This is a genomic window from Endozoicomonas sp. 2B-B, assembly GCF_053470045.1.
On sequence record NZ_JBLZMU010000001.1, the window covers coordinates 4,877,374 to 4,890,172 of the forward strand.

The following is a 12,799-nucleotide window of genomic DNA, read 5'->3' on the forward strand; positions in this document are numbered from 1 at the left end:
CAATCACTTTCCAGGGTAATAAAAGTACTCAGCTCTGAGGTAGTGGAATGACAAATGCTCATCCCAAGGTATTAACTCTTACAGTGGCCATTGCAATCAGCTCTTCCATTGTTAGCACACAGGCGCTGGCCGATCGCAGGCTGCAGACAAAGTCTGTCAAGATTCTGGTGGATGAACATACAGAATATACCCAGAGTGACGTCATGGTTCGACCAACTCCAGGTCTTGACCAGCAGCCAATACCGAAATGCTTTACAACCACCTACCCTTATCAGGTTCGAGACAGAGTGGACCCGCACCTTCCCACTATAAGTTTTACAGAAGTTCTTCATAATATTGATGGTGGCGTTGCCACTGTTGATCTGTTTGAAACAGACGCAAATAACCTTGCTCAGAAATACACCAAAGTTCTGAAAGTGGGTGATGAGAGAGTCTTCAGATTTACCCATAACCTTGAAGAAAAGGAACTGTTCATTGAAGTCAGAGCCGGAATGACCGATCAGGATTCAGTTAAGGCTGTTCAAGCACAACATCCCGGGCTATTTGGCATGGAGCCGTTAACGAAAATCGCCACCCCTCATCAACTGGCTGACTTGCTGATAGCAGCTAATGACAGGGCAGGAGACCTCGGCACCAGTGACCACTACGTCGCCCTTGCCACCATTGAAGTAGAAAAAGTTGCAGTAAACGGACGCACCTTCATGCGTCTTATCGCATCAGGCGACCAGCCCCCTGAACTGCATAGCCTGGGTCAATCACTGTTTGTCAATGACGAGGCTCTTCTGGCAGCGGCCACCTCTGCCTATTTCCAGGTTCATGTTTTCGGAAAGGATTTACAACAGCAGGCTCTTAATGAACTGTTGGCACACAGCAAACCCGTCGGCTACGTTGTACACGTTGGCGATGGCGCACAGGTTTCTCCAGTGCCTGCGGGTTATCCAAAGCTGGAAGTCGCAGAAGCTCCGGGGGAGATTATCGTTTTTCGTGGTCAGAAGCTGAATGCCCATGACAGCGCTTTTGTAGAAAAGCTCCACAACCTCTGGCAAGAAGCTGAGGGCAATAACCCGGCCCCTGCATTGGTAGCAAAGATTAATAAATTTAAAGTCAACAACTATCAGCACATTATTCGAAACAGGCAAATGGCCGTGTTAGAGGAGCTTGCTGCACGGCACGCTGCTGAAGTGAGCGAAAGTCAACCGCCGATTCTGACAAACGAAGATAAACGGTCGGCATCTGCGCTTGCATTCTACGAATATCTCCAGCAGGCATTGGCCAGTCAAGATCGGGCAACTACAACAGTAGATTTTGAATTCACACTGGAAAACATCAGAGCCGCCTCGTCTGCCATCACGCCAACCTGGCTGCAGATTCAACTGACAAAACACTTCAGCTTCAAACCCGAACTGAGAGAACTTCTGAGTAATCAGAATCTTGTTGAGGGTATTATGGGTCTTGTACCCGTTGTCGACGAATCACAGTTCGATATTTCTTACGACAACGACCGCTTTACTTTCAAAGTCCTGAGCGACATGGCCAGGCAGCTGATTGAGAGGGAAAAGAAACTGACAGACCAGCTGAAAAGAGAATGGACACTCACCAAGGTAAACAACCACTTAAAGACCATGTTGGGGAAAGCCAGTACCATTGAAAAACAAAAGCTCGTAGTACGTCAGCTTAAGCAGCAAGCTGAGCATAAGCTTCAAGATCTTCGTGGCGGAACGGAAAGAATGCGAATCCTGTTACGGGAATATCGGCAGAAAGTCGAACGAATCCCGGAGCTGGAAAAACAACTTCGAAATGCCAGAGCGGATGCCACAAAAGCCCGCAACGCCAGACTGGCAGAAGAGCTTGGCATTGAAAATTGGGATGATAGCCAGCCGTCGGAAAAACAAACCAGACTCATCAGTGTAAAAATTCATGAAATCAACCAGGCATTGTCGGCAAGAGGACCGGCAAGAGCACCGGCAAGAGGACAGCCTGAGGGAGATTCTATAGAAACAACACCGGCGGCTCTTCAGCACCAGAGCACCAGAACAGAGGCTGACATCAAAGCCTGCTATGCAACCATTGCCATACATTTGAACCTTCAGGATTTTGATAGCAATGCAGATATTGACGTTCAACTCGACCACCTGCTTCGGAGAATTGAGGTACTGAACGCTCAATTACAAGGTGAACATATACTGAATCTTCAACAAAAAAGCCTGTTTGACAGATTTCAGTCACTGAATACCCGGGGCAATATTCGCAACGAAGATCAGGAACATTTGCTTCAGGAAATCCGGGCACTGAATGCTCAATGCTGTACGGAAGAACCTGACGTCAAAACCGGGCAGGATGGTCTGGCACTGATTTTACGTGTCAGGCTGGATGACGGCGCGATGGAAGAACACCCTGCCCTGAAAACAGCAATGTATAAGAGGTTCCGCAGTCTTGAATATTTAGATGAAGAGCTGAAAGACATCAGAACACCAGGCCACCCCAAAGCCATGCCTGCACTACTGGAGAAACTGTCTGACGTGGAAAAAGCCCTTGATATGGATGACCTCATTAGTCAGGAAGATGTGTATTACCGTCGTAACGCCATTTCTGAGGCAATTCAGGCACGTCTGGCAAAGGTCAGGCAGCGAGAGGAGGAAGTGGCTCTGAAATTTCTGAAAGCAGCAGAAGAAATACTCAAAATCGAAGTCAATAATGAAGATCACAAAACAGCAAGGCTTGACAGGGTTCGAACAAAACTTGACGGCGGTGATGTCTCAGAAGCCATGGTGGATGAGATAGAGCATTCACTCCGGAAAGAAGACATCACATTCCGGAGCAGAACAGGGAACACAAAACTCCAGGATCTTCAAAGGAGCCTTGACTTTTATGTCAAAGATATGGGCAGCGTGGCCGGGAAAAGACTGACAAGTACACTCAAAAGAGTAGAAGGGAAACTGCACATCTTCGACTTTGTACGCGAAGAGGCTGATGAAAGAGGCACGGCTTTCGTTGCTAAACTGGCCAATGATCTGGGGGTAGAACTTAGACGGAAAGCTCACCTGCCTGAAAACAGGGATGTTCTTGAAAACAAAATTTTGGCATTAATGACAGAAGTAGACCAAGCCTGTGACAATGAGGATGTCAGAAGAAACAGAAACAATAAAATCGCTCATCAACTCAGCATTGATTCCTATAAAGATGACGCCGCTATAGACGACCAGAACATTTTAATTAAAGAAAAACTCCAGGAGCTTTATGAAGAAGTTCCCAAGGCAGATGTTATCACCGATGATGAGCATATCACAGCCATTAATGCTGAGCTTGACAGGCAAATGGCTCGGCTGGGACCTAAACCCCGATATGTTCTTGATCGCGAGCTAGCCAGCGCCAGACAAACCCTACAAAAAGCTGAAAGTGAACTGGCAGCCGCTCATCGCAGGCTAATTGCTGTTCGTGGCAAACACATATTGTTTGCGGGGCATCCCGCTGAGCTACAAGATCTCTCGAATGAAGAGAACATGGCCCTCAATCAGGCAATGAAACAAGTTCAGATAGAGTTGGATCTGGCTGCTGTTGACGAACAAACCCCTGAGGAGCGACTAGGGGACTTCAGGCATTTCCTGCGGGGATACAATACAGAAGTGAGACGGGATGAAATCCTTAATGAACTGAAGGCCAAAACAGGTCTGAGCATCCAGATAAAGGGTGACTTCGATTCAGTGGCAGACGACGCTGTTGACTTTTTCAGCCTCGCAGCCTTTCCAGATTCTGATGGTCAGGATGAAGACAATGAAGCATTGGGTGAAGTGTTTGTAAACAGGAAAAAGTACTGTCAAATCGCGGAATTCCTGAATGAGCACTACAGAAAAGGCATTAAATTGGGGGAAGCACGGCGTCAACAGAGGAATGCAAAAGAGAATCTGGATCGTAAAGAAAAGGAGATGATCGATTCTGGCAACATCGATCAGAAAGCTAAAACCCTGCATATGAACGAAATGGACAGGCTGAGCTTAATATTGAAGCGAGCAAATGCTGCAGTATCAAAAGCAGAAAAGGCTCTGTTGGATCATCATAAAGCGACTCTTGACGCCACTGAAGAAACTGCGGGCCTCAAACCAGACTCTTCTGACACCCGTGAACATCGGATTAATGCCCTGAGAAACAGAAAGCTGCAACTGGGCGGGCGTGATGGTAAAGGCGGCAAGCAACATCAACTGATTCAGGAATGGATTCACCTGAAAGATGAGATTGGAGCCAGGAAAGCAGACATTAAGAGAATGAAGGAAGTCCTGAGGGCCGCAGAGGAAGCGGTGGAAAATGACGGCGGCCCCTTCCAGTTCACGCCGAGACAAGTAAAAGTTCTGACCGATATGAACACCTTCACAGAGCAGCACCCTCTCAGGCAAGAGGCTCTGGATGCTGCACTGGGCCTGGCAGAGTCAGCAATCAAAAACGGTAAAACAATACCCAACCTTGCGACCTTCGATTTTAACGATGAATTTGCACCGATTCGTTTGCAGGCGCTGGCCGGAGACGATCTGACATTTGCTCGGGCCAGTCGGATGGTGGAAGTCTTCAAGAGCCTGAAGACGAGCTTCCCTTTCGAGCCCGCAGAAGATCAGCCTCAGAATGTCATTGAGGAAGTCCATAATCTGGTGCACAGGGCCAGGAATGAGATAAAAACCGGGACTCAACAATACGACAACAAAATTCATGGCATGGGTAAAAGAGCGATTCACTTCGTCGAGCATAAACCAGGGGACCTGAAAGACTTTTCAGAATACTTCGCTGCCCACTCTGCCAGCGGTAACAGAATCATGGCTCTGCTGCACGAAGGCCTGATCAGCAAGGTTGAGCTTGAGAACTACGTGAAGGCCATCAGAGGTGTTGATGGTTATCAGACAGTGGATGAATTTGAACACTTCCTTGACTACAAACACAGCGTCCATGTAGCCAACTTCAGGAAGGTTGTCCGGATGTTGTCCGACAAAGCTGTTGAGAAACTCATGCAAAGTGCCTTTAACCCTGTAGCAGTCACAGCCACTGGCCCGACGGGTATCAAAGAGTCGGTTGTCGGAATGAAAGAGTACGCAGCTGCGGTCATCGGCAACTACGTTCTTGACGATATCGCCTTTGAAAACGGCCGCAGGACGGCAGCCTTCCTGAGCAATGTTCGGGATACCCTGACACCTTATGCCCATGCTGCCGGACTCTCTGAATCAGAACTGATCAAGGCTATCCATGGCACATTGATGCAGGCTCACGCCACAGCGGTTGCGCAGCAGCTCAATGACTACTGGGTCAAACCTTCAGCCTTTCTGGTACAGGCTGTCACCTGGTACTACTCCAGCTACAAACCCCTGCTGGCGACCCACACCACCTGGCAGGCTGCCGGGCTATCTCTTTCCAACATGTCATTCCTCTACCTTCTGGATCTGACCAACAGGGGTGATTACCTGCATCGGATGCTGACACCTTTCCAGCACTGGCTGGAACACTACGGCGTTGATCTTGACCGCACCGGGCAAGATGCCTGCCACAGCGAAATTGAAAAAATTTCTGAAGTGGGCGGGCTGGCCATGCCATTGGGTAAAGCCGCTGCCTCTGTCATTCTGCTGAGAACCGGTTCAATGTTGTTTGCCAGACAATACAATGCCAACCCGCAGATGTATCACAGCAGTTCCCGTCTGGTAACAGAACTAGTGAAATCCATGGGTTCCGGACAAGGGGTTCAGGTACCGCTGCTACACAGAGTGACACCACAAAAAGTAAAAACTCTGGCCTCGGCCACAGCAGGTCTGATGCTGGGCCCGGTAGCTATCTTCGGAACATACGCCCACGGTCTTTTATCCGGTTTTACCTACGCCCAAACCTTCGGATTCGCGCTGGCTTCGAGCCTCACTTTTGACTTCTTTATGAACGACAACAAAATGCTCACGCAATGGCTGGGTGGACCTCTGGGCCGCAATCTTGACAGGATTAATCGCTGGCTGGGCGCAGGTGAAACGGACGATGACTATATGAAACGTACAGCCATTACCTCACCTCAACGTTTCGGTGAAAACGATGAAGAGTACGCAAACCGTGTTAAAGCAAACAACACCCTGTATGGCTGGACTCGATACGAAAATTACCTGCAGTTCCGTGAACGCCGTGATCGCACCATGAAGCTGTTCGGGAATGGCTGGGAGAAATACTTCAGGGAGAATGTGCCTAAATGGTCGTTTTCCCATGCAGAAAGTATTCCTTACTTCTACACTCTTGGAGTCTTTTACCAATGGCAAAAGGGCGATCATCAGAAAGTTCATGGTCATAACAAGAGTGATGCCCCCCGATCGGGATCTCTATCTGCAACCATGACCCATTGACAGCCATGGGCGACTAACAGCCATGAGTGACTAAAAGCCATCAGCGATTTTAAAAGTTCCATACTCGCCCTGTACGGCAATCACTTTTCACGGTAACAAAAGTACTCAGCTCTGAGGTAATGGAATGACAAATGCTCACCCCAGGGTATTAAATCTTGCAGTGGCCATTACAATCAGCTCTTCCATTATTGGCACACAGGCACTGGCCGATCGCAAGCTGCAGACAAAATCTGTCAATATTCTGGCCGATGAACAAGCCGAGTATATCCATAGTGAAGTCATGGTTCGGCCAACTCCCGGACCTGACGGGCAGCCAATACCGAAATGCTTTACAACCACCTACCCTTATCAGGTTCGGGAGAGGGGTTTTGCTCTTCCCACTACAAGTTTTACAGAAATTCTTTATATGACTGATGGTGGCGTTTCCACTGTTGATCTGTTTGAAACAGACGAAAATAACGTTGCTAAAAAATACACCAAAGTTCTCAAGGTGGGTGATGAGGGCATCTTCAGATTTACACATAACCTTGATGAAAAGGAATTGTTCATTGAAGTCAGAGCCGGAATGACCGACCAGGATTCAGTTAAGGCTTTTCGAGAACTATCTTATGGGCTATTTGGCATGGAGCCGTTAATGAAAATCAACAGCCCCGGACGACTGGCTGACTTGCTGGAAGCGGCTAATGTCAGAGCAGGAAACCTCGGCTCCAGTGACCACTATGTCGCCCTTGCCACCATTGAAGTAGAAAAAGTTGAAGTGAACGGACGCACCTTCATGCGTCCTATCGCGTCAGGCGATCAGCCCCCTGAACTGCATAGCCTGGGTCAATCGCTGTTTGTCAATGATGAGGCTCTCCTGGCAGCGGCCACCTCTGCCTATTTCCGGGTGCATGTTTTGGGAAAGGATTTACAACAGCAGGCTCTTAATGACCTGTTGGCACAGAGCAAACCCGTCGGCTATGTTGTACACGTCGGGGATGGCACACAGGTTTCTCCTTTGCCTGCGGGTTATCCAAAGCTGGAAGTCGCAGAAGTTCCGGGGGAGGTTATTGTTTTTCATGGCCAGAGGCCGAATCCCCATGATACCGCCTTTGTAGAACAGCTCCACAACCTCTGGCGAGAAGCCGAGGGCAATAACCTGGCTCCTGCATTGGCAACAAAGATTAATGTATTTAAGGTCACAAGCTACCGGCACGTTATTCGAAGCAGGCAGATGGCAGTGTTAGAGGAGCTTGCTGCACGGCACGCTGCTGATGTAAGCGAAAGTCAACCGCCGACACTGACAAACGAAGATAAACTGTCGGTATCTGCGCTTGCATTCTACGAATATCTCCATCAAGCATTGCACAGTGCCAGTTATGATCGGGAAACTACGGATATAGAATTTGATTTCACACTTGAAAAAATCAGAGCCGCCTCGTCTGTCATCACGCCGACCTGGCTGCAGATTCAACTGACAAAACACTTCAGCTTCAAACCCGCACTGAGAGACCTTCTGAGTAATCAGAATGTTGTTCAGGATATTATGGATCTTGTACCCGTTGTCGACGAATCACCGCCAGATGTTTCTTACGACAACGACCACTTTGCTTTCAAAGTCCTGAGCAACATGGCCAGGCAGCTGATTGAGAGGGAAAGCATACTGTCAGACCAGCTGAAAAGGGAACGCAAACTCACCCGGGTTAATAACCACTTAAAGATCATGTTGGGGAAAGCCACTGCCATTGAAAAGCAAAAGCTCATAGTACTTCAGCTTAAGTATCAGGCTGAGCATGATATCCGAGAACATCATGACGCAACGGACAAAGAGCTAAGCCCGTTACGGGAACTTGGGCAAAAAGTCGACGGAATCCCGGAGCTGGAAAAACAAATTCGAACTGCCAGAGCGGAAGCCACAAAAGCCCGCAACACCCGACTGGCAAAAGAGCTTGGCATTAAAAACTGGGATGATAGCCAGCTGCCAGAAAAACAAGCCAAACTCATCAGTATAAAAATTCATGAAATCAACCAGGCATTGGCGGCAAGGGGACCGGCAACAGGACGGCCCGAGGGAGATTCTATAGAAACAACACCGGCGGCTCTTCAGCACCAGAGCACCAGAACAGAGGCTGAAATCAAAGCCAGCTATGCAACCATTGCCGCACGTTTAAACCTTCAGGATTTTGATAGCAACGCAGATATTGACGTTCAACTCGATCAGCTGCTTTGGAGAATCGCTTTACTGAATACTCAATTACAGGGTAAACGTATACTGAATCTTCAACAAAAAAGCCTGTTTGACAGATTTCAGTCACTGAATACCCAGGGCAATACTCGCAACGAATATCAACAACATTTGCTTCAGAAAATCCAGGCACTGAATGCCCAATGTTGTACAGAAGAACCTGACGTCAAAACCGGGCAAGATGGTCTGGCACTGATTTTAGGTATCAGGCTGGATGACAGCACGATGGAAGAACACCCTGCCCTGAAAACAGCAATGTATAAGAGGTTCCGCAGTCTTGAATATTTGGACGAAGAACTGAAAGACATCAGAACACCAGACCACCCCAAAGTCATGCCTGTGCTTCTGGAGAAACTGTCTGACGTGGAAAGAGTCCTTAAGATGGGTGACCTCATTAGTCAGGAAGATGTGTATTACCGTCGTAACGCCATTTCTGAGGCAATTCAGGCACGTCTGGCAAAGGTCAGACAGCGAGAGGAGGAAGTGGCTCAGAAATTGCTGAAAGCAGTAGAAGAAATGCTCAACATCGAAGTCAGTAATGAAGATCACAAAACAGCAAGGCTTGACAGGGTTCGAACAAAACTTGACAGCGGTGATGTCACAGAAGCCATGGTGGATGAGATAGAGGATTCACTCCGGAAAGAAGACATCACATTCTGGAGCAGAGTAGGGAACACAAAACTCCAGGATCTTCAAAGTAGCCTTGACTTTTATGTCGAAGATATGGACAGCGTGGCCAGAATACAACTGATAAGTATACTCAACATTGTACAGGGCAAGCTGCACATCTTCTACTTTGTACACGATGAGGCTGATGAAAGAGGCAGGGCTTTCGTTGCTAAACTGGCCAATGATCTGGGGGTAGAACTTAGACGAAAAGCTCGCCTGCCTGAAAACAGGGAGGTTCTTAAAAACAAAATTTTGGCATTAATGACAGAAGTAGACCAAGCCTGTGACAATGTGGATGTCAGAAGGAGCAGAAACAATGAAATCGCTCATCAACTCAACATTGAGTCCTATAAAGATGACGCCGCTATAGACGACCAGAATATTTTAATTAAAGAAAAACTCCAGGAGCTTTATGAAGAAGTTCCCAAGGCAGGTGTTACCACCGCTGATGAGCATATCACAGCCATTAATGCTGAGCTTGACAGGCAAATGGCTCGCCTGGGACCTAAACCCCGATATGTTCTTGATCGCGAGTTAGCCAGCGCCAGACAAGCAATACAAAAAGCTAAAAGTGAACTGGCAGCCGTTCATCGCAGGCTGATTACTGTGGGTGGCAAACACCTGTTATTTGCGGGCCAACCTGCTGACCTCCGGAATCTCCTGGATGAAGAGAACATGGCTCTTAATCAGGCAATGAAACAAGTTCAGATCGAGTTGAATCTGGCTGCTGTTGACGAACAAACCTCTGAGGAGCGATTGAGGGACTTCAGTCATTTCCTGCGGGGGTACAACAGAGAAAGACAAGCTGAAATCCTTGATGAACTGAAGGCCAAAACAGGTCTGAGCATCCAGGTAAAGGATGACTTCGCTTCAGTGGAAAATGCTGTTTATTGCATTGGCCTTGCCTATACGGATTCTCATGTTCAGGACGAAGACAATGAAACATTTGGTGAAGTGTTTTTAGCCAGAACAAAGTACGTTCAAATCAGGAAATTCGTGAGTCAGCACCATATAAAAAGCAGTAATTTGGTGAATGCACAGACTCAGCAGTGGAGTGCAAAAGAGAAGCTGGAGCATAAAGAAAAGGAGATGATCGATCTTGGCGACATCGATCAGAAAGCTAAAACCCTGCATATGAATGAAATGGACAGGCTGGGCTTAATCTTGAAGCAGGCAAGTGATGCTGTATCAAAAGCACACAAGGCTCTGGTGGATCATGAAGCGGCTCTTGATGCCACTGAAGAAGCTGCGGGTCTCAAACCAGACTCCACTGACACCTGTGAACAGCGGATTAGTGCCCTGGTAAAAATATATTTACAACTGGGTGGGTATGATGGTTCTGGTGGCAAGATCCAGCAACTGCTTCAGGAACAGGCTCACCTGAGAAGTCAGATTGGAGCCAGAAAAGCAGACATTGAGAGAATGAGGGAAGTCCTGAGGGCTGCAGAGGAAGCCGTGGAAAATGACGGCGGTCCCTTCCAGTTCTCACCGAAACAGGTCAAGGTTCTGGCCGATATGGAAGCCTTCACAGAGCAGCACCCTCTCTGGCAACAGGCTCTGGATGCGGCACTGGGTCTGGCAGAATCAGCAGTCAAAAGCGGTAAAACAGTCCCCTGCCTGACGACGTTCGATTTTAACGATGAATTTGCACCGATTCGTTTGCAGGCACTGGTCGGAGACGATCTGACGTTTAATCAGGCCAGTCGGATTGTAGAAGTCTTCAAAAGCCTGAAGACGAGCTTCCCGCCCTTCCCTTTTGAGCCTGTAGAAGATCAGCCTCAGAATGTCATTGAAAAAGTCCAGGTTCTGGCAGGCAGGGTCAGAAATGAGATGAAAACCGGGGCTCAACAATACGACGATGAAATACGCGGCATGGGCAAAAGAGCCATTCACTTCGTCGAGCATGAACCAGGGGATCTGAAAGGCTTCTCGAAATACTTCGCAACCCATTCTGCCAGTGGCAACAAGATCATAGCTCTGCTGCGTGAAGGACTGATCAGCAAGATTGAACTTGGGAACTACATAAAGGCCGTCAGAGGAATTGATGGTTATCAGACAGTGGACGAATTTGAACATTTCCTTGGCTACAAACACGGCGTCAATCTGCCTCACTTCAAAGCCGTTATGCAGATGCTTTCCGACAAGGGTTTTGATGAATTCTTGCAGAGTGCCTTTATTCCTGTGACTACCACTGGCCCGGCAGCTATGAAAGAGTCGGTTACCGGCATGAAAGAGTACGCAGCAGCGGTCATCGCCAACTATGTTCTTGACGATATTGCCTTTGACAATGGTCGCAGGACGGCAGCCTTTCTGACCAATGTTCAGGATACCCTGACACCTTATGCCAATGCTGCCGGGCTGTCTGAATCAGAACTGATCAAGGCTATCCATGGCACATTAATGCTGGCTCATGCCGCAGCGGTTGAGTATCAGCTGAATGATTACTGGGTCAAACCTTCAGCCTTTCTGGTACAGGCTGTCACCTGGTACTTCTCCAGCTACAAACCGCTACTGACAACCCATACCGTCCGGCAGGCTAAGGCGCTGTCCCTTGCAAATATGTCGTTCCTCTATCTTCTGGATCTGACCAACCGGGGTGATTACCTGCACCGGATGCTCATACCTTTCCAGCACTGGCTGGAAGGCTTCGGTGTCGATCCTGACCGAACCGGGCAATATGCCTATCACAGTGGAATTGAAAAAGTGTCTGAAGTGGGCGGACTGGCCATGCCATTGGGTAAAGCCGCTTCTTCAGTCATTCTGCTGAGAACCGGCGCCATGCTGTTTGCCAGACAGTACAACGCTAACCCGCAGATGTATCGCAGTATTTCCCGTCTGGTGCCCGAACTAGTGAAATCCATGGGTTCCGGACAAGGGGTTCAGGTACCGCTGCTGCACCGGGCGACACCACAAAAAGTGAAAACCCTCGCCTCGGCCACCGCCGGTCTGTTGCTGGGTCCGGTAGCCACGGTCGGAGCATACGCCCACGGTCTTATATCCGGATTCACTTATGCCCAAACCTTCGTATTCGCGCTGGCGTCGAGTCTCGCTTTCGACTTTTTTATGAACGACAACAAGATGCTCACTCAATGGCTGGGTGGCCCTCTGGGTCGTAGTCTTGACAAGATTAATCGCTGGACAGGTGTCGGGGAAACGACAGATAACTATGTGAAACGTACAACGATTGCCAGGCCCCAACGCTTCGATGAAACCGATGCAGCCTATGCAAGCCATGTTAAAGCAAATAACACCCTGTATGGCTGGACGCGACACGAAAATTACCTGCAGTTTCGCGAACGCCGGGATCGCACCATGAAACTGTTTGAGAATAGCTGGGAGAAATACTTCAGGGAAAATGTGCCTAAATGGTCGTTCTCCCATGCAGAAAGTATTCCTTACTTCTACACTCTTGGAGCCTTTAACAAATGGCCAAAGGACAATGATCAGAAAGTTCACGGTAATGATCGGAGCAATGCCCCTCAATCAGGGTCTCTGTCTGCAACCACGACTCGCTGACAGCTATGAGCCATTAAAAGCCGCTTCCTCATTTGGCTTG

At 48.4% G+C, this 12,799-nt stretch carries 2 protein-coding genes; both read left to right on the forward strand.

Annotated elements, in window-relative coordinates; translation table 11 throughout:
• Positions 1 to 47: 47 nt before the first annotated feature.
• On the forward strand, positions 48 to 6,350 hold the full coding sequence (locus tag ACOMHB_RS18750) for a coiled-coil domain-containing protein (RefSeq protein WP_448217757.1): 6,303 nt from the start codon (positions 48 to 50) through the stop codon (positions 6,348 to 6,350).
• Between the two features lie 124 nt (positions 6,351 to 6,474).
• Positions 6,475 to 12,759: a coiled-coil domain-containing protein gene (locus ACOMHB_RS18755; protein WP_448217758.1), complete on the forward strand. Its 6,285-nt coding sequence runs from the start codon at positions 6,475 to 6,477 to the stop codon at positions 12,757 to 12,759.
• Positions 12,760 to 12,799 lie beyond the last annotated feature (40 nt).